The organism is Nonomuraea sp. NPDC003709 (assembly GCF_040610775.1).
In the GTDB taxonomy this organism is placed as follows: Bacteria; Actinomycetota; Actinomycetes; order Streptosporangiales; family Streptosporangiaceae; genus Nonomuraea; species Nonomuraea angiospora_A.
The window spans coordinates 110,799-128,154 of the sequence record NZ_JBEXMW010000031.1; the positions used below are offsets into that span (position 1 = coordinate 110,799).

13 protein-coding genes are annotated in these 17,356 nt (G+C 70.5%); 8 read left to right on the plus strand and 5 right to left on the minus strand.

Translation table 11 applies throughout. The features are described from left to right. Window positions 1–19 precede the first annotated feature (19 nt). From ABZX61_RS56185 to ABZX61_RS56200, 4 genes are all read left to right on the plus strand, one after another. Window positions 20–2,482, plus strand: coding sequence for a LuxR C-terminal-related transcriptional regulator (locus ABZX61_RS56185; protein ID WP_355208968.1), 2,463 nt, complete (start codon window positions 20–22; stop codon window positions 2,480–2,482). 79 nt (window positions 2,483–2,561) lie between these two features. Further along, window positions 2,562–2,975, plus strand: coding sequence for an AMP-binding protein (locus ABZX61_RS56190; protein WP_355208971.1), 414 nt, complete (start codon window positions 2,562–2,564; stop codon window positions 2,973–2,975). Window positions 2,976–3,029: 54 nt separating this feature from the next. Continuing rightward, window positions 3,030–5,459, plus strand: a complete 2,430-nt coding sequence (locus tag ABZX61_RS56195; RefSeq protein ID WP_355208974.1) for a LuxR C-terminal-related transcriptional regulator — start codon at window positions 3,030–3,032, stop codon at window positions 5,457–5,459. 10 nt (window positions 5,460–5,469) lie between these two features. After that, complete coding sequence (locus tag ABZX61_RS56200) at window positions 5,470–6,222, plus strand: alpha/beta fold hydrolase (RefSeq protein ID WP_355208977.1); 753 nt, start codon at window positions 5,470–5,472, stop codon at window positions 6,220–6,222. 200 nt (window positions 6,223–6,422) lie between these two features. Here the strand turns inward: ABZX61_RS56200 and ABZX61_RS56205 are convergent, their stop codons facing one another. Together ABZX61_RS56205 and ABZX61_RS56210 are read right to left on the minus strand one after the other, a co-directional pair. Beyond that, window positions 6,423–7,856 (minus strand): aldehyde dehydrogenase, encoded by a 1,434-nt coding sequence (locus ABZX61_RS56205; protein ID WP_355208980.1) that lies wholly within the window; start codon window positions 7,854–7,856, stop codon window positions 6,423–6,425. A 123-nt stretch (window positions 7,857–7,979) separates the two neighbouring features. Beyond that, complete coding sequence (locus ABZX61_RS56210; RefSeq protein ID WP_355208983.1) at window positions 7,980–10,997, minus strand: M14 family zinc carboxypeptidase; 3,018 nt, start codon at window positions 10,995–10,997, stop codon at window positions 7,980–7,982. Between the two features lie 202 nt (window positions 10,998–11,199). Here ABZX61_RS56210 and ABZX61_RS56215 point away from each other — a divergent pair, with 202 nt between their 5' ends. Further along, the gene (locus tag ABZX61_RS56215) at window positions 11,200–12,096 is read left to right on the plus strand and encodes a hypothetical protein (RefSeq protein WP_350729782.1); all 897 of its coding nucleotides are present in this window, start codon (window positions 11,200–11,202) and stop codon (window positions 12,094–12,096) included. Here the strand turns inward: ABZX61_RS56215 and ABZX61_RS56220 are convergent. Continuing rightward, window positions 12,078–13,373 (minus strand): GH1 family beta-glucosidase, encoded by a 1,296-nt coding sequence (locus ABZX61_RS56220; RefSeq protein WP_355208986.1) that lies wholly within the window; start codon window positions 13,371–13,373, stop codon window positions 12,078–12,080. The two genes, ABZX61_RS56215 and ABZX61_RS56220, sit on opposite strands and share 19 nt — an antisense overlap. 57 nt (window positions 13,374–13,430) lie before the next feature. Here ABZX61_RS56220 and ABZX61_RS56225 point away from each other — a divergent pair, with 57 nt between their 5' ends. After that, a complete protein-coding gene (locus tag ABZX61_RS56225) occupies window positions 13,431–14,069 on the plus strand; it encodes a TetR family transcriptional regulator (RefSeq protein ID WP_350729786.1) in 639 nt (212 codons plus the stop codon). 48 nt (window positions 14,070–14,117) lie between these two features. Here ABZX61_RS56225 and ABZX61_RS56230 read toward each other — a convergent pair whose 3' ends face one another. Then, complete coding sequence (locus tag ABZX61_RS56230) at window positions 14,118–15,041, minus strand: aldo/keto reductase (protein WP_355208990.1); 924 nt, start codon at window positions 15,039–15,041, stop codon at window positions 14,118–14,120. Between the two features lie 80 nt (window positions 15,042–15,121). Between ABZX61_RS56230 and ABZX61_RS56235 the strand changes: the two genes are divergently transcribed. Both ABZX61_RS56235 and ABZX61_RS56240 read left to right on the plus strand, forming a co-directional pair. Beyond that, a complete protein-coding gene (locus ABZX61_RS56235) occupies window positions 15,122–15,481 on the plus strand; it encodes a MerR family transcriptional regulator (RefSeq protein ID WP_350729790.1) in 360 nt (119 codons plus the stop codon). Between the two features lie 36 nt (window positions 15,482–15,517). Next, window positions 15,518–16,963 (plus strand): penicillin-binding transpeptidase domain-containing protein, encoded by a 1,446-nt coding sequence (locus tag ABZX61_RS56240; RefSeq protein WP_350729792.1) that lies wholly within the window; start codon window positions 15,518–15,520, stop codon window positions 16,961–16,963. 3 nt (window positions 16,964–16,966) lie between these two features. Here ABZX61_RS56240 and ABZX61_RS56245 read toward each other — a convergent pair. After that, window positions 16,967–17,356: ATP-binding cassette domain-containing protein (locus ABZX61_RS56245; RefSeq protein WP_355208994.1), on the minus strand; the 390-nt coding region annotated here is incomplete at its 5' end.

A 17,356-nucleotide genomic window follows, 5' to 3' on the forward strand; every position in this document is an offset into this window, starting at 1 on the left:
AGCGACACAGGGTGACCACATGCCAGAGCCCCCCAGGCACAATCTTCCGGCGGAGCCCAACCGGTTCGTTGGTCGCGAGCGCGATCTCGACGAATTGCGCGGGCTGTTCCGCGAGACGCGCGTGGTCACGTTGTGCGGGGTGGGCGGCATCGGCAAGACCCGCCTGGCCCTGCGGGTCGCGGCCGGGCTGGTGTCGGCGTACCCCGACGGCGTCTGGCTGGTCGAGCTGGCCAGGCTGCGCCACCCCGAGCTGGTCGACCAGGAGGTCGGCCGGGTGCTCGGCGTGCGGGAGGAAGCGGGCCGCCCGGTGTTCGGCACCGTCCTCGACCGGCTGCGCGACCTGCACTGCCTGCTGCTGCTCGACAACTGCGAGCATCTCATCGACAGGTGCGCCGAGGTCGCCGCGGAGCTGATCGCGGCCTGCCCGCGCCTGAGCGTCCTGGCCACCAGCAGGGAGCCGCTGCGCATCGCAGGCGAGCTGATCTGGCGGGTTCCACCGCTCGACCTCCCCGACGAGAGCACTTCCAGGGAGGGCGGCCCCGAGCACGAGCATGAGCCCGTGCAGGGTGGTCGCGAGGCGGAGTCCGTGCAGCTCTTCCTGGACCGGGCGACGGCCGCCGGCACCAGGCTGGGCCCGGGCAGCCTGCCCGACGTGGTGCGGCTGTGCCGGGCGCTCGACGGGCTGCCGCTGGCGCTGGAGCTGGCCGCGGCCCGCACGAGCCTGCTCAGCCCCGGCCAGATCGCCGACCGCATCGACGACCGGTTCTCGCTGCTCACCACCGGCGGCCGCACCGCCCCCGCCAGGCAGCGCACGCTGGTCGCGGCCGTCGAGTGGAGCTACGACCTGCTGTCGGCGAAGGAGCAGGTGCTGCTGCGCAGGCTGTCGGTGTTCGCCGGGGACTTCGACCTCGACCTGGCCGAGCAGGTCTGCGCCGAGCGGCCCATCTCGGAGTCGGAGATCGTCGATCTGCTCGGCGGGCTGGTCGACAAGTCACTCGTGCTGTGCGACGAGAGCCGCAGGCGCTACTGGCTGCTGGAGACCATCAAGCGCTACGCGGTGGGATGCCTCCAGAAGGCCGGCGAGCGGGAGGTCCTGCGCGAGCGCCACCTGCACGTGGTCTGCGAGCTGCAGGAGCGCCACTTCGCCACGGAGATGGTCGAGCCGGGCGTGCCGTGGGCGCGCCGCCTCGAGGCGCTGACCATGAGCAAGCGGCTCGTCGACGACCAGCGGATGGCGCTCGACTGGTCCGTGGAGTCCGGCAACGTGCCGCTGGGCCTGCGCCTCTGCGCCGCCAGCAGCGGGCTGCTGCCGCTCTGCGGAAATCTGACGGAGATCGTCACCTGGATCGAGCGGCTGCTGTCGCTCGACCTGACCGAGGTGCCCGTCGAGCAGATCGCGCAGGCCAGGGGATACCTCGCCTACGGCCTGGAGGCCAGGGACGAGCTGAGCCGCTCCCTGGCGCTGGCCGAGGAGAGCCTGGCCGAGATCACCACCGACAACACGTTCGCGCGCTGCGTCATCCACAGCCTCATCGTCGTGGTGCTGCTGCGCATGGGCAGGCCCGAGGACGCGGTGCACCACGCGGAGGAGGGCCTGGCGCTGGCCCTGCGGTCGGGAGACGCGTGGAACCAGGCGGCGGGGCTGGCCGGGCTGTCGGCCGTGGCGCTGACCCGCGGGCGGCTGCGCGAGGCGCAGCGGCACGGCGAGGAGGCGCTCGGGCGGGCCCGCGAGCACGGCCACCGGTGGATCATGGCCAGGACCGCCACCCAGCTTGGCGCGGTGGCCGAGTTCCGCGGCGACCTGGTGACCGCCAAGGCCCATTACGAGATGGTCGTCCCATGGTTGCGCGAGCTGGGCAGCGACCTCGACCTGTCGCGCGCCCTGGCCAGGGTCGGCAGGGTGACGGCGATGCTGCACGAGTTCGCCGCCGCGCGGGAGTGGCTGGCCGCCAGCCTCGCCCTGGGCCGGGAGACCGGGCAACGCCATGGGGTGGCCCTGTGCCTGGTCGGGCTGTCGATGCTGGCGGAGTGCGAGGGCGACCTGGAGGGCGCCGTGCTGGCCGCGGGCGCGGCGATCAGGCTGCGCGAGTCGATCGGGCAGAAGTCGCCCACGCTCAGGATCGAGGAGCTGCTCGGCCGGGCCCGCACCAAGCTGGGCGACGGCCGCACCACCTCGATCTGGTCGCGGGGCCGGGCCATGAGCCCCGACGACGCCGCCCGCCACGTGCTGGAGGGCGAGCGCATCGCGCAGAAGGCGCCGGTGGCGACCAAGCCGGTCAGACACTCGCTGCTGACGGCCCGCGAGCAGGAGGTCGCGGGCCTGCTCACGCGAGGGCTGTCCAACCGCGCCATCGCGACGGAGCTGGTGATCAGCCCCGCCACGGTCGCCCGGCACATCGCCAACATCATGGAGAAGCTGGGCTACACGTCGCGGGCCCAGATCGCGGTCTGGGCCGCCGAGCACCCGGCCGTCGCGCAGTGAACGTGGCGCGCGGTTCTGCATAGGGATCTGCATATTCCGCCCCATGTATGCATGAGGGGCCCTCCCTACCGTGGGCCACATGGATGAGCGCATCGTCATGGTGGACTCGGGCACCGGCCTGAGGCTCACCGAGGAGCAGCTGGACGAGAGGTCTGCAGTCGCGGCCGTCCAGCTGCGGCGCCGAGGTGTGCGCGCGGGTGACGCCGTGCTCATCTGCCTGCCCGTGGGAGCCGACCTGCTGGTGGCGGCCGACGCGGTGATCGCCGCGGGCGGCGTCGCCTGGCCGTTGCCGTGCGACCTCGACGCGGGCGCCTTCAGGGACCGGATCCACGCGAGCGGCGCCCGCGTGATGATCTCCGAGATGCCGAGGGCGCTCGCCGCCGCGGACGAATCACGCATACGGATCGTGATGAGCGTCGCCGACCTCGGGGTCCTGCATTCATATCCAACCAGTCGCGAACTCTGCACGGAAAGTGACCCCATCAGCCCCTGAACCAGGGGAGACTTGGCATCGGATGTGATCCCCCCGCGACCACCTGGGCCCCACATGATCGCGCAAGTTCCGCACAATCTCCCCGCCGAGCCCAACCGCTTCGTCGGTCGCGTCCGCGACGTGGCCGAGCTGGCGGTGCTCGTCCACGAAGAACGCGTGGTCACGCTCAGCGGCGTGGGCGGCATCGGCAAGACCCGGCTCGGCCTGCGCGTGGCGGCGCAGGAGCTGAGACGCTTCCCCGACGGCGTGTGGCTGGTCGAGCTGGCCCGCATCGGTAACCCCGAGCTGATCGTCAACGAGATGGCCGAGGTGCTCGGCGTACGCGACGAGGTCCCCGGGCGGCTGCTGGATGGCCTGCGCACGCGCCTGCGCACGGCCAGGGCGCTGATCGTGCTGGACAACTGCGAGCACCTGGTCGAGCGCTGCGCCGAGCTGGTGGCCGGTCTGACCGCCGAGTGCCCCGAGCTGCGGTTCCTGCTCACCAGCCGGGAGCCGCTGCGCATCCCGGGCGAGCTGGTCTGGCGGGTGCCGCCGCTGGAGCTGCCCGACGAGCGGCGTCCCGAGGCCGAGTCCGTGCTGCTGTTCGTCGAGCGGGCGCTCGCGGCGGGCGCGAGCGGGGTGGCGGGCGTCATGGACGACGTCGTACGCCTGTGCCACGCGCTCGACGGCCTGCCGCTCGCGCTGGAGCTGGTGGCGGCCCGTACGAGCCGGTTGAGCCCCGGGCACATCGCCGACCGCCTGGCCGGTCGCGGCGGCGAGCGGCTCGGCCTGCTCGCGGCCGGCGATCGCACGGCTCCGGCCAGGCAGCGCACGCTCCTGGCCATCGTCGAGTGGAGCCACGAGCTGCTCCCGCCCAAGGAGCGGGTGCTGCTGCGCCGGCTCTCGGTGTTCGCCGGGCCGTTCGACGTCGGCCTGGCCGAGCGGGTCTGCGCCGACGGCGGCATCCTGCGCAGGGCCGAGCTGCCCGGCCTGCTCACCGCCTTGGCCGGGAAGTCGCTGGTGCGCCACCACGCCCCCGGCCGCTACCGCCTGCTGGAGACCATCAAGCAGTACGCCGCCGAGCGCCTGGCCGAGGCCGGCGAGGCCGCGCACCTGCGTGACAGGCACCTGAAGGCGGTCTGCGAGGAGATGGAGCACTGCCACGAGGCCGGCTCGCTCGACCGCAGGATGCCGTGGCAGGATCGGTTCGCCCACTTCACCAGGGGCCGCGCCCTCCTCGACGACTCCAGGAACGCGGTCGACTGGGCGGTGGAGTCGCGGGACCCCGTGCTCGGGCTGCGCCTGGCCCGCGCCGCGCTGGCCGTCATGGCCGTCCGGGGCGACCTGGGCGAGAGCGTCGGCTGGCACGAGCGGCTGCTCGCGCTCGACCTGTCCGGGGCCCCTGCCGACCTGGTCGCGGTGGCCAGGTGCGGGCTGGCGTACGGGCTGGAGCTCGCCGACGAGCTGGGCCGGGCGGAAGAGCTGGTCGTGCGGGGGCTCGAGGAGCAGAAGCGGCACCCGTACACCCACTGGCTGGGCATCACGTACGGCGTGGCGCTGACCGTGCTCTTCCGCACCGGGCAGAGCGAGCGGGCGCGGCGTTACGCCGCGGAGCTGGAGGCGGCGGCCGGCGCCCACGACGACCTGTTCAACCTGGTCACGGCCAGGATCGCCCAGCTCAACCTGGCGCTCTTCCACGGCCGGCCGGACGAGGCCCGGCGCTACGGCGAGGAGGCGCTCGCGCTGGCCGCGGAGGCCGGGCACCACTGGTCGCTGGCCAGGGCGCTGACCCACCTGGGCGCGGTGGCCGAGGCCGCGGGCGACCTGGAGACCGCCAGGTCACACCACGCCGCCGCGCTGCCGCTGCTGGAGGACCTCGACAACCGGATCGAGCTGGCCCGCTGCCAGGCCCAGATCGGCCGGGTGGCGGCCGGGCTGCACGACCACGCCGCGGCCAGGGGGCACATAGCCGACAGCCTGGCGCTGAGCAGGCAGACGGGCCAGCGCAGGGGGATCGTCCGCGCGCTCATGGCAGTCTCCGCCCTGGCGCAGGCGCGGGAAGACCTGGAGGGGGCGGTGCTCGCGGCCGCGGCCGCCACCGCGCTGCGCGAGTCCATCGGGCAGGTCGGCGCGTCCGGCCGGATCGAGGATCTGCTGGCGCTCGCCCGCGCGCGGCTCGGGGCGGACCCGGTGGAGTTGCTGTGGGCCAGGGGGACGGGGATGCCGCCGGAGGTGGTGGCCGGGCTGGTGCTCGACGGCGATCCCGGGTCGGCCGCGCCGCCGCCGCGCGTGCTCGACCGAGACGGGCTGAGCGAGCGGGAGCGGGAGATCGCCGCCATGCTGGCCCGCGGCCTGAGCAACCGGGGGGTCGCCGAGGCGCTGGTGGTCAGTCCGGCCACCGTGGCCAGGCACGTCGCCATCATCATGGAGAAACTGGGCTTCGACTCGCGGGCGCGGATCGCGGTCTGGGCGGCCGAACACGGGGTGGACGCGGAGCGAACATAAGCTCGTCTCCATGCCCTACGCGCCTCATTTCCCCGTCATGCTCAGGACCGACGACGGGGTACGCCTCAACGCCGCCCACACCCCCTCGACAGGCACTGACCTTGGCATCGTCATGGCGCACGGGTTCACTGGTTCGTGGCGGGATCGCACCGCGCGGCGGATCGTGCACGTGCTGAGCGGGTACGGCGGCGTGGTCGCCTTCGACTTCCGCGGCCACGGGCGCTCCGGCGGTGAGACCACGGTGGGCGACCTGGAGATCCTCGACCTGGACGCCGCCGTCCGGCACGCCCGCGTGGCCGGCTACTCCAAGATCGCGGTCGTCGGCTTCTCCATGGGGGCGGCGGTGGCCGTACGGCACGCGGGCCTGCGCGGCGGCGTGGACGCCGTGGTGGCGGTGAGCGCCCCGGCCCGCTGGTACTACCGTGGCACCAAGCCGATGCGGCAGGTCCACTGGGCCATCGAGCGGCCGTTCGGGCGCCTGGCGGCGAGGGTGGTCAAGCGGACGAGGATCGCCCGCGGCGACTGGAACCCGATCCCGATGCCGCCGCACGAGGCCGCCGCGCTCATCTCGCCGACCCCGCTGCTGATCGTGCACGGCGACGAGGACGCGTTCTTCCCGCTCGATCACGCGCACCAGCTCTACGCCGGCGCACGCGAGCCCAAGGAGCTCTGGATCGAGCCCGGGTACGGCCACGCGGAGACCGCCGCGCCCCCCGAACTCATCCGCAGAATCGGCAAGTGGATCTCCTCGAACCTTTTGTGAGTTAAACGCGTCTATCTAGGACGGAAAGAAAGAAACCGCCGGGAGAAAGTCTCTGGGGAAGGAAACCGTCGCCACGGTGGCCGTGGGACATACTTCCGGTAGCGGGATCTGTACCTAGCGTTGCGGGGGCGCGCTGGGTGCATGGTCCCGTGGCACGACGAAGGGCCTCGCGGCATGCCGCGAGGCCCTTCTCGCCGGGGCTAGCCGAGCCGCGCGATCGTCTTGTACTCCAGGTAGCCGCTCAGGCCCTCGGGGCCCAGCTCGCGGCCGATGCCGCTGGCCTTGTAGCCGCCGAAGGGCGCGTTGGTCTCCAGCATGAAGCAGTTGACGCCGTACGTGCCGGTGCGGACCTGGCGGGCCACGTCCATGCCGTGCTCGGCGTCGGCCGTCCACACCGAGCCGGCCAGGCCGTAGTCGCTGTCGTTGGCGATGCGTACGGCGTCCGCCTCGTCCTCGTACGGGATCACGGCCAGGACCGGTCCGAAGATCTCCTCGCGGGCGATGCGCATCTCGTTGGTGACGCCGGAGAAGACGGTGGGGGAGACGTACCAGCCGCGGTCGTAGGGCCGGTCGAGACCGCCGACGACGACCTTGGCGCCCTCGTCCATGCCGATCCTGATGTAGCCCTCCACCCGGTCCTGCTGCCGCTTGGCCACCAGCGGGCCGATGCCGGTCGCCGGGTCGGCGGGGTCGCCGACGGGCTGGGAGTTGACCATGTTCGCGACGGCGTCGACGACCTCGTCGTAGCGGTTGCGCGAGGCCAGGATGCGGGTCTGCGCCACGCAGGCCTGGCCGTTGTTCATGAGCGAGGCGATGGACAGGAAGCCCATGCTGGCGGCCAGGTCGGCGTCGTCCAGGACGATCGCGGCGGACTTGCCGCCCAGCTCCAGGCTGACCCGCTTGAGCTGCTCGCCGCAGATGGCGGCGATACGCCGGCCGGCCGCCGTCGAGCCGGTGAAGGCCACCTTGTCCACGCCGGGGTGGGAGATCAGGTGCTCGCCGACCTCGCGGCCCGCGGCCACGATGTTGAGCACGCCGGCCGGGATGCCCGCCTCGACCGCCCACTCGGCCAGCAGGTACGCGTCCAGCGGCGTCTCGGGCGCCGGCTTGAGCACGATGGTGCAGCCGGCCAGCAGCGCGGGCGCGACCTTGGTCATCGTGACGAACTGGGGGACGTTCCACGGCACCACGGCCGCCACCACGCCCACGGGCTCCCTGCGCACGGTGATCGGGCCGAACAGCCCCGGCCGCTGCTCCTCCTGCTCGAACGTCTTGCCCAGCTCGGCGTAGTACTGGAGCATGCCCAGCGGCTGAGGCGCCTGCGCGAGGTTCGAGAACGTGATCGGCGAGCCCATCTCCTCCGTGATGAGCTGGGCCATCTCGCCCTGCCGCTCGTTGTAGATCGCGGCCAGCCTGCCGATGACCTCGGCCCGCTCGGCGAACGTCATCCGTGGCCACGGCCCGTGGTCGAACGCCTCCCTGGCGGCCGCGACCGCGCGGTCCATGTCCGCGGTCGTGCCGTCGGGTACCTGGCCGACCACCTCCTCGGTGTGCGGGGAGACGATGTCTATCGTCGCGGTTCCCGCGGGGGCCACCCATTCGCCCCCGATGAACAGCGTGTCGTGCCGGCGCATGTCGTGACCCTCCTGCTTGACCGAATGCTTGCTTGTTTCCGGACTTCCTCAAGGTGACCGAACCATGTTCTGTCCGGACACGCAAGAGGGGTGCGGCACGCTCTGCCGCACCCCTCTCCGGCTCTAACCGAGCAGGTGCTTCATGGATCTCTTGACGAGGTCGGCGCGCTTGGCCGGGTCGGTCACGCTCTCAGCGCCGAAGCCCAGGTAGACGGTGTCCTTGGTGACGATTCCGGCACCCTCCTCGAAGACCTGGTCCGTCCTGAACCAGTTGTTGATCGACGGCGAGGTGCCCTCGGGAGGCGCCCCGACGGCCCAGCCGCCCAGGTCCGACTCGAACGAGGTCTGCTCGGTCGTCACGCCGTCCAGGGTGACCGCGAAGTCGTCCAGGAAGACGCCCGCGCCCTGGGTGCTCCAGTCGCTGATGTAGGAGACCGACAGTTCGACCTTCTTGCCCGCGTACGGGGTCAGGTCGATCTTCCACTGCTGCCAGCCGGCCGAGTTGCCGGTGGCGGCGTGCCAGGCGCCGGAGGTGCCGGTGGACTCGCAGTTGGGGCCCTGGTAGCGCTGGGTGAACGGGTGGATCGCCCGCCAGCCTTCACCGCCGCTGGGCGGGTCGCAGCTGCTGCCGGTCTCCTGGGTGGTGTGCCCGTTGGCGTCCGGGAGCATGGTCCAGTCGTCGCCGCCCGCCGTGTGCGCCTCTACCGCGAGGTAGTCCCAGGTGCTCTCGGTGTCGTACGACGTCCAGAACGTCAGCTCGCCGCTGCTCTTGCCGGTCAGGTCGATCGTCTTGGTCAGCCGCTTCCACGAGACGTCGGCGATGCCGCTGTAGACGTCCCATGCCCCGGAGTGCGGGTCGAACGGGCCGCCCGGGCGTGCCCACTTGACCTGCGCCGAGCTCGCGAACAGCGGGAACTGCTGCGCGGGCAGGATGGCCGAGGTGGCCACGAACGAGTTGGTGTGGCTCGGCTCGATCGTCGCGCCGAAGCCGTCGAACGTGCCGCCGTTGCCCGCCAGCCCGAACGGCTGGCCCGTGTCGTGGTCGGTGCCGGCGTCGTCGAAGAAGACGTACGCGCCCAGCCAGTACTGCTGGAAGTCGTTGAACACCGCGATGCACGGCGGGTCGTCCGGGACCGTGCACTCCGGCTGCGCCGGCTGGTCGGGCTGGTAGTAGTAGGCGCCGTTGTTGTTGGCCGCGAACGACGGGTACTTGCCGGCGTGCAGCAGCTTGCCGCCCTCGTTCAGGTAGTCGCGGACGGCGAGCTCGGTGTCCACGCCGCCCTTGGAGGTCGTGCCGCCCACCTGGCCGGGCGACCTCGGGATGATGTCATCGCCGGTCTCCCACACCACGGCCTTGTAGTGGCTGAGCACGCCCAGCGGGTGCGGGGCCTTGCGGCCCATCTTGTCCATGTCGTACACGTCCGAGGTGTAGCCGGCCGCCGTGAGCGCCGCGGCGTACTCGTCGGCGTACTTGGCCTCGGTCACGCCCTGCGCCGGGCTGAGGCCCGTGACGTCCTCCGTGGCCAGGATCAGCACCTTGCCGCCGATGTCGGTCGCCACGGTGTAGGTGAAGTCGGCGCTCTTCCTGCCGATCGAGGCGAACCAGACCTTCACCTTGTCGCCCGGCCTGGTGCCGGTGATCTTGCCGCGCAGCCGGTGGTAGTAGCGGTCGTAACCGCTGCCGTACCGCTCGCCGCCCTTCCACTCACCCGTCAGGACGGTCTTGGTACGGCCGCCGTTGACCTGGTAGTTCAGGAAGACCGGGCCGAGCTTGCGCTTGGCGTTGACCTGGACGACCTGGTCCTTGCCGTAGCTGACCTCGAACGGGTCGATCTCGAAGTCCGGGGTCGTGTTGCCCAGGTGGTTCACCGGCTCGACGGGGTTGACCGCGGACTTGGCCACGTCGAGCGCGAACGGCAGGCCCTTCTCGAACTCGCCCTGCACCAGCGCCTCGTCGTCGGGGAAGACGAACCCGCAGCCGTCGCAGCCCTCGTCCAGCTCCGGCGTCCACGACAGCGTGCCGTACTGGCGGTGGGCATGGTCGTTGGTGTCGCCGTTCGTGGTGTACAGCTCGGCCCCGAGGTCGGGGTCGAAGCCCGGGACGGCCGGGTTGGCGTCGTTGCCGGTGATGGCCTCGTAGATCGGGTTGTCGGGCGTCTCCGTGGCGATCTGGAAGCCGCTCGGGTAGAGCAGCAGCGGGCCGTAGGAGTGGTAGTTGAGCTGCATCTCGAACCCGATGCGCCTGAGCAGGCCGTCCATGGCCCTGGTCTCCGGCTCGCTGGCCGGGCCCGTGCCGCGGTAGGTGTCGCTGCTCGGGATGCTCGACGAGCCTTCCTCGTCGTAGTGGAAGTTCGTCGGGAAGTTCCGGTTCGGGTCGACGCCGTCGCCGACCGTGATCTTGCCGTCGCCGTTGACGTCGCGCAGGTTCTTGCGCCACAGGCGGTTGCCCTCGGTGAACGTGAAGTCGTACCCGTCGGGGTTGGCCACCGGCACGAACCACAGCTCGCTCTTGTTGAGCAGGTCCTTCAGCGCGGCCTTGTTCGCGATCAGGTACTTCAGCAGCCGCATGTCCACCTCAGTGGCGATCCACTCGCGGGCGTGCTGGGTGGCGGAGTAGAGCGTCGAGGGCTTGATACCGTCGGGCAGCAGCCGGGCGCCCGTGGTGACCTTGACGGCCAGGATGTCCTGGCCCTTCAGCGACTTGCCGATGGACTGGAGCTTGACGATGTCCTTGTTGGCGTTCGCGATGGCCTTGAGCTGGTCGGCGATGCCGCCCGCCTCGGAATAGGACTTCCACACGGTGTAGCCGGAGGCCGCCTGCGCCTTGGCGGCCTCGAGCTGGGTCTGGCCCTGCGGGTTGCGTACGGGCTCGGGTTTGTGGCCGAGCTTGCGCAGCGCGTCCAGGTCGGTCTGTGCGGCGGTGAGTTCGATGTGTTCCTGGTCGCCCTTGTTCTGCTGCTGGACGACGTCGAAGCCTTTTTCCCTGAGTGTCTGCGCGGTGCCCGGGGCGCTGTCGAGCTGGTAGAGCTCGATGCGGTCGCGGGGCGGTAGCGGGTCCACGGACGCCTGCGCGGTCGTGGCCACGATGGACGTGCCTAAGCCGAGGATGACGGCGGTGGCGAGGGTCAATGTTCGAGACACGATCTGCCCCTTCGCAGAGACGAGTTCGATCGCCATCTCAGACCGTTGGAGCGATCTATACAAGGCCCAATCTTTAGGTTCGCCTTAAATCGGACAAATCACCATAAATGTCACCAATGGTGCGGCAGTTCGGCCGTTCGGGTGACAGGAATCAAGATCATCTTCTATAGTTTCGGACCGTCTATGAGGGGAGGGGGCGGGTGTGAGAATCGGGCGGATCGCCGTTCTTGTCGCCGTCCTCGCCGGGCTGCTCGGCCTTCCCGCGCCATCCCCAGCCGTGGCCGATCCCAGCCCTGGTGACCTGCGAAAACTCACCAAACAGGCCGAGCTGCTCGAAAAGCGCTACCGAGGCCAGATCCAGAGCCTGGAGGAGATCAAGCTCCAGGTGAAACGGGCGACCACCACTTCCGGCACCCTTCAGGCCCAGCTGAAGGACGCGCAGGCGGACGTGGCGGACATCGCGCAGACCGCGTACATGGTGGGGCCCCTCGACACCTTCCGGCTCCTCACCCCCAACGCCGACCCGACCGTGATACTGGGGCAGGCGGCCAACATGAACTACATGGCCGACGAGCGCACCAGGCGCGTCCAGGGCGTCCAGAAGCTGATCGACAAGTCCAAAGAGGCGAAGATCGCCGCCAACGACAGGATCGAGAAGCTGCGCAAGGAGATCAAGAACCTCCAGAGCAAGCAGCGCGACATCGACAAGCTGCTCGCCAAGTACGGCTTCCAGCAGCCCGGCGGCGCCGAGGGCCTGACCCAGCGCATGATCGACGTGCGGGCCGACATCATGCGGAACTTCCCCATGAAGTACGGCGTGGGCTGCCTGCGCCCCGGCGACCCCGGCGAGCACGGCAAGGGCCGGGCCTGCGACTTCATGATGTCGCGTGGCGGCACCGCGGCCAGCGGGTCCGACGAGGCCCGCGGCGACGCCCTGGCCGACTACCTGATCAAGAACGGCGCCCGCATCGGCGTCATGTACATCATCTGGAAGCAGCGCTACTACGACATCCGGTCAGGCGGCGGCTGGGACCCGATGTCGGACCGCGGCGGGGTCACGGCCAACCACTACGACCACGTTCACGTGTCGGTGTTCTGAGCCCGGAGCTGCTCCCGTAGCCACCGGTAGGAGGCCTTCGGGGTGCGGCGCTGGGTCTCGAAGTCCACGTGTACGAGGCCGAAGCGCTGGTGGTAGCCCTCGGCCCACTCGAAGTTGTCCAGCAGGGACCAGACGAAGTAGCCCCGTACGTCCACGCCCTCGGCCATGGCCCGGCGCATCGCCGCGATGTGGCTCTCCAGGAACTCGATGCGGGAGTGGTCCTCGAGCGTGTCGTCGGTCGAGCAGCCGTTCTCCGTGATGTGGATGGGCGGGAGCGCGCTGCCGTACCTGGACTTGAGGCCGGTCAGGAGCTCGCGCAGGCCGTCGGGGACGACCGGCCAGCCGAACGCGGTGGTGGGGTAGCCGGTGATGCCCGCGTCCGCGAACGGGAGGCCGTCGTCGGTGGGGGCGGCGATGCGGGTGGGGTTGTAGTAGTTGATGCCCAGGCCGTCCAGCGGGGCGGCGATGATGTCGAGGTCGCCGTCCCGGACGAAGTCGACGGTCGGGGTGTACGCCGACAGGTCCGGATATTTGCCGAGAAGTATGGGGTCGTTGAAGAGGCGGTTGTGAAGGATGTCGTAGGCCTCCGCCGCCTTCAGGTCGGCTTCTTCCTGGGACGCGGGCCAGACCGGGGTGCAGTTGTTGGTGATGGCCACCTGGCGGGCGCCGGCCGCCCGCAGGGCCTGCACGGCCAGGCCGTGGGCCAGGAGCTGGTGGTGGGCGGCGGGGAGCGCGTCCGTGAGGAGGGCCTGGCCCGGAGCGTGGATGCCCATGGCGTACCCGTAGGCCATGTGGACGAACGGCTCGTTCAGGGTGATCCAGAGGGGGACGCGGTCGGCCAGGCGGGCGGCGACGGTGGCGGCGTACTCGGCGAAATTTCCCGAAATATCGCGGTTAATCCACCCGCCGCGATCTTGCAGCGCCTGCGGCAGATCCCAGTGGAACAGCGTCGGCACCGGCTGGATGCCCTTCTCCAGCAGCGCGTCCACCAGCCGCTCGTAGAAGTCGAGCCCTGCCGCGTTGACCTCGCCGTCCCCCTGCGGCTGAACGCGCGGCCAGGCTATGGAGAAGCGGTAGGCGTTCACCCCGAGCCCGGACATGAGCTCGACGTCCTCGCGCCACCGGTGATAGTGGTCACACGCGACATCCCCGGTATGCCCGTCCCTGGTGCGGCCCGGCTCGTGGGCGAAGGTGTCCCAGACGGAGACGCCCCTGCCGTCCTCCTTGACCGCGCCCTCGATCTGGTACGCCGCAGTGGCCGTCCCCCACAGGAACATCCCGGGCTCCTTTCGTCTATGGGAACTTTAATGTCAGTAATAGGTCAGGATGGGGTCATGACGAGTACCTTGCGCCGCCGTCCCGCCCAGCGCCGGAGCGTGGAGCGGGTGGAGCGGATGCTCGACGAGTGCGCGCTCCTGCTCGATGAGGTCGGCTACGAGGCGATGACCACCAAAGAGGTCGCCCGCCGCTCCGAAGTTCCGATCGGCACCTTCTACCAGTTCTTCCACGACAAGCAGGGGTTGGTGCGGGCGCTGGCGCGGCGCAACCTCGAGGCGTTCCTCGCCCGTGTCACCGACCGCATCCCCAAGGCCGACCTCGGACACTGGACGGACCTGGTGGACCTGGCCATCGACGAGTTCGTCGCCATGAAGCGCACCACGCCGGGGTTCGCGGTGCTCGACTTCGGCGAGGTCCTCCTCGGCCCCGGCGGCCCGGCGGTCGGCGGGAGCAAGACGGCGCTGGACGGGACGCAGGAGAACAACGTGGTGGTGGCCGACCGGCTGCGCACCCTCACCCTCGAACTCCTGGACGCACCCGTGGGGCCGGGGCTGGATCGCGCGCTGCTGGTGGCGGTGGAGGCGACGGACGCGGTGCTCAAGCTGGCGTTCCGCGTGGATCCGTGCGGGGATGCGGTGCTGATCGCCGAATGCAAACACCTCGTCCGCCGCTACCTGTCCGACCACCTGGCCTGACCCGCCGTCCGGCCGCATGGCGCGAGGCTCGCCCTTCCGGCGCCGGGGTCAGGTGGTCGTGTCGAGGCGGGTGCGGAGGTCCGTGTCGAGCTTGAGGTCGGCGGCGGCGATGGCCTCCTCCAGCTGGGCCCGCGTCGAGACGCCCACGATCGGGACCACGCCGTCGGCCAGCAGCCACGCCAGCACCACCTGGTTGACCGTGGCACCCAGCTCGTCCGCGACCTCCCGCAGCACCGCGAGCCGCCGCGTGGTCCCCGAGTGGTCGTAGATCTCGGGAATGGGCCGGTCGGCGCGCGTGTAGCTGCCGAACATCAGCGTGTTGTACGCCCACAACGTCACATCAGGCTCGGCGGCCAGGTAGTCGAGGGTCTCGTCCGTGGCGAGCCGGTGCCCGGACTCCGCCAGCTTGGCGAGCGGGCGCGGTCGCAGGTAGGTGTGGCGGAGCTGGAGGTAGGTGTAGGGGATCCAGCCGTGGGCGGCCGAGATGTTCCTGGCCCGTTCGAGACGCCAGGTCGCGATGTTGCTCGCCCCCGCGCTGCGGATCTTGCCTGCCTGGGCGAGCTCGTCCATCGCCCCCAGGGTCTCCTCCAGCGGGACGGACCGGTCTTCGATGTGCGACCAGTACAGGTCGATGTGGTCCGTGCCGAGGCGCCGCAGGCTGCCCTCGGCGGCCCTGGCGACGGTGGGGGCGGACAGGCCCTCGGCGGAGGCCAGAGTGGTGTCGCCGGGGACCGTGGGGCGGGCGCCGCCCTTCGTGCTGATGAAGATCTCATCGCGGTTGCCGCGGGCGGCCAGCCACGCGCCGATGGCCAGCTCGCTCTCATCGCCCGACCGGCCCTCCACCCAGAACGGGTAGTTGTTGGCCGTGTCGAGCATCGTGCCGCCGGCCTCGTGGAACCGGTCCAGGATGGCGAACGTGTCCTCCAGGTCGACGGTCGTGCCGAACGAAATCGTGCCGAGTGCGATGTTCATGGGCCGACTCTGGGAGCTGGAGCGCACTCCATGTCAAGCCGATTGACCTGGAGCGCGCTCCAGGTGGGATCCTGGTTGACGTGAGCGTCTACACGCCGGCGGAAGTTGTCGAGGAGACCGGCTTCAGCATCGACACCCTGCGCTACTACGAGAAGATCGGCCTGCTGGAGCGCGTCGGGCGCAACGCGGCCGGGCAGCGCAGGTTCAGCCAGGAGGACGTCGGCTGGCTCGGCACGCTGCGCTGCCTGCGTGACACGGGCATGCCCATCGCCAAGATGCTCCGCTTCGCCGAGCTCGTACGCGCCGGAGACCACACGATCCCCGACCGGATCAGGCTGCTGGAAGAGCACGACCGGCAGGTCAGGGAGCAGATCGACAAGCTGGCCGAGCGGCAGAAGTACATCCACAACAAGATTGGCTACTACCGAAGCCAGCTCTAGCCCTGTCTTTGCGGTCCGGCTGTTAAACCAAGATCCATGGCCGGATCGAGGGCGGAGCGGATCGACGAGCCGCTGCGCCGTGTCGCCAGGTTGTGCGCGGCGATGCTGTTCGTGGTGCTGGCGCACGTGACGGTCGTCCAGGCGTTCGGTTCGCGGGAGCTCAACGCCGACCACAGGAACGTACGGCCGCTGATCGCCAGGTTCGACCATCCGCGCGGCGACATCCTCACCTATGAGGGCACCCCGATCGCCGTGAGCCGCCCGACCGGCGGCGGCCCGTACCTCTACCGGCGGGTCTACCAGGACGGGGAGCTGTACGCGGCCGTCACCGGTCACATGTCGCTCTACCGCTCCACCGGGATCGAGCAGGCGCGGGACGAGGTGCTGTCCGGGGAGGACCCGAAGGTCAAGGTGCGCTCGCTGGTCAGGGAGGGCGTCGTGCAGGGGGCCGACGTCCGGCTGACGATCAGCGAACGGGTGCAGCGGGCCGCGTACCAGGAGCTCAAGAGGATGGGACTCCCGGGAGCGGTGGTGGCCGTCAACCCGGCGACGGGGGCGATCCTGGCGCTGGCCACCTATCCGACCTACGACCCGAACACCCTCACCACCTTCGACGCCGGCCGCCTTCTGGAGACCTCGCGCCTGCTCCGGCAGGATCCGTCGCGGCCCCTGCTGAACCGGGCGCTGAACCGGCTCTATCCGCCCGGATCCACCTTCAAGCTGGTGACGGCGGCCGCGGCGCTGGCGTCCGGGGAGTACACCCCGACCTCGCTGGTGAACGCGCCCGTACGGCTGCGGCTGCCCGGGACGCCGACGATCCTGCAGAACGCGGGCGGCGGCGGGTGCGGGAAGCAGCGGCCGACGCTCACGGACGCGTTCCACGTGTCCTGCAACACCGCGTTCGCCGGCATCGGGCTGCAGCTCGGGCAGGACCTGCTCAGGGACCAGGCGGAGGCGTTCGGCTTCAACGCGCCGAACCTGACGATCCCGCTCGTCGCCACGGCCAGCCGCTATCCGCTGTCCATGGACCGGGCGCAGACCGCCCTGTCGGCCATCGGGCACCACGACAGCCGGGTGACGCCGCTGATGGTCGCCATGCTGTCGGCCGCCGTGGCCAACAACGGGACCTTGATGCGGCCGTACCTGGTGGAGGAGATACGGCTGGCGGACGGCTCGGTCATCGACCGCGCCGACCCCTCGGTCTACCGCAAGGCCGTGTCGCCGGCGCTGGCCAAGAGCCTGGCGACGATGATGACGATGGCGCCGCGCACCGGGAAGTCGGCGGCGGCCGGCCCCAGGAAGGGCGCCGAGGCCGTCCTGTCGGAGATCATCCCGGGGACGGACGACCACGCGCTCGTCACCGCCTTCGCGCCCGCGGACGCGCCCGAGGTGGCGGTGGGGGTCGTGCTGGAGCGCCCCGGGGCGCGGGCCGACGCGGTGACCTCGATCGCCCGCACGGTCATCGCGGCCGCCCTGCAGTGAGGGTCAGCGGTAGGCGGTGGCCTGGAGGGTGTAGAGGTCGGCGTAGAGGCCGTTGAGGGACATCAGGGTGTGGTGGTCGCCCTGTTCGGTGATCTTGCCGTGGTCGAGGACGTAGATGCGGTCGGCGTAGCGGACGCTGGCCAGGCGGTGGGTGATGAGCAGGACGGTGCGGCCGTCGGAGTGGTGGCGGATGCGTTCGAAGAGGGCGTGTTCGGCGCGGGCGTCGAGGGCTGCGGTGGGTTCGTCGCAGATGAGCAGGTCGGCGTCGCGGTGGAAGCCGCGGGCGACGGCGATGCGTTGCCATTGGCCGCCGGACAGTTCGTGGCCGTCTTTGAAGCGGCGGTCGAGCAGGGTGCGGTAGCCGTGGGGGAGGTCGGCGATGACCTGGTCGGC

Bases quoted from the DNA above. Each gene is read 5' to 3' on its own strand.
- ABZX61_RS56185 (WP_355208968.1), top strand. From the start codon at position 20: ATGCCAGAGCCCCCCAGGCACAATCTTCCGGCGGAGCCCAACCGGTTC.
- ABZX61_RS56190 (WP_355208971.1), top strand. From the start codon at position 2,562: ATGGATGAGCGCATCGTCATGGTGGACTCGGGCACCGGCCTGAGGCTC.
- ABZX61_RS56195 (WP_355208974.1), top strand. From the start codon at position 3,030: ATGATCGCGCAAGTTCCGCACAATCTCCCCGCCGAGCCCAACCGCTTC.
- ABZX61_RS56200 (WP_355208977.1), top strand. From the start codon at position 5,470: ATGCCCTACGCGCCTCATTTCCCCGTCATGCTCAGGACCGACGACGGG.
- ABZX61_RS56205 (WP_355208980.1), bottom strand. From the start codon at position 7,856: ATGCGCCGGCACGACACGCTGTTCATCGGGGGCGAATGGGTGGCCCCC.
- ABZX61_RS56220 (WP_355208986.1), bottom strand. From the start codon at position 13,373: ATGTTCCTGTGGGGGACGGCCACTGCGGCGTACCAGATCGAGGGCGCG.
- ABZX61_RS56225 (WP_350729786.1), top strand. From the start codon at position 13,431: ATGACGAGTACCTTGCGCCGCCGTCCCGCCCAGCGCCGGAGCGTGGAG.
- ABZX61_RS56230 (WP_355208990.1), bottom strand. From the start codon at position 15,041: ATGAACATCGCACTCGGCACGATTTCGTTCGGCACGACCGTCGACCTG.
- ABZX61_RS56240 (WP_350729792.1), top strand. From the start codon at position 15,518: ATGGCCGGATCGAGGGCGGAGCGGATCGACGAGCCGCTGCGCCGTGTC.